This is a genomic window from Parafrankia sp. Ea1.12 (assembly GCF_900465275.1).
GTDB lineage: Bacteria > Actinomycetota > Actinomycetes > Frankiales > Frankiaceae > Parafrankia > Parafrankia soli.
Map to the genome: position 1 here is coordinate 1 of NZ_UBIZ01000060.1, position 851 is coordinate 851.

Annotated in this window: 1 protein-coding gene; it reads right to left on the reverse strand. The window is 68.4% G+C overall.

Annotation, left to right across the window (positions count from 1 at the left end; translation table 11 throughout):
* Positions 1 to 10: 10 nt before the first annotated feature.
* A protein-coding gene (locus FMEAI12_RS00310; RefSeq protein WP_112104559.1) for an IS5 family transposase occupies positions 11 to 825 on the reverse strand; the annotation gives its coding sequence in 2 pieces (ribosomal slippage) (positions 11 to 475 and positions 478 to 825; 813 coding nt in all).
* Positions 826 to 851: the final 26 nt, after the last annotated feature.

Genomic DNA, 851 nt, shown 5'->3' on the forward strand with positions numbered 1-851 from the left:
AGAGCGTGTCTCAGGTGGGGTGTGGGAGTTTCTTCCAGCAGGTGATCGCGGCGGCCAGGCAGAGGAATCCGAGGAAGTTCCGGCCGTTGCGTTCGTAGCGGACGGTCAGCCGGCGGTAGCCGTCAAGCCACGCGATCGTTCGTTCGATCTTCCACCTGTGCCGGCCGAGACGTTCGGTGCTCTCCACCCCGCACCGGGCGATACGTACCGCGATACGACGCCTGCGCAGGAAACGACGCAGCTCCGGCTGGTCGTAGGCCTTGTCTGCCCGCAGCTTGTCCGGCCGGCGCCGCCGTGGCCCATGCCGGGAACGGATCGCCGGGATACTCGCGACCAGCGGGATGAGGACCTGGCTGTCATGCAGGTTCGCCGTCGAGACCGCCACAACCAGCGGCAACCCGGCCCCGTCGGTCAGAACATGCAGCTTCGAACCCGCTTTGCCACGATCGACCGGGTTCGGACCGGTCAGAGATCCCCCCTTTTCGCCCGCAGACTGGCCGCGTCCACGATCACCGACGACCAGTCGACCTGCCCGGCCCCGCCGTGGGCGTCGAGGACCGCCCGGTGCAGCCGGAACCAGACCCCCGCCTGGGTCCAGGTCTGGAACCGGCGGTGCGCCGTGGGTACCGACACCCCGAACTCGGCAGGCAGATGCCGCCAGGCGCACCCCGCCGTCAGCACGTAGACCACCGCAGTGAACACCGCCCGATCCTCTATCGGCGCGGTCCCACCACCCTGGTGGCGGGTCTCGAACCGGGGCAGCAGCGGTTCCACCAGCTCCCACAGATCGTCCGGGACCAGCCGCCCGGCGAGGCTGCTCTCCATCACATCCATGATCAGATATGTACCCG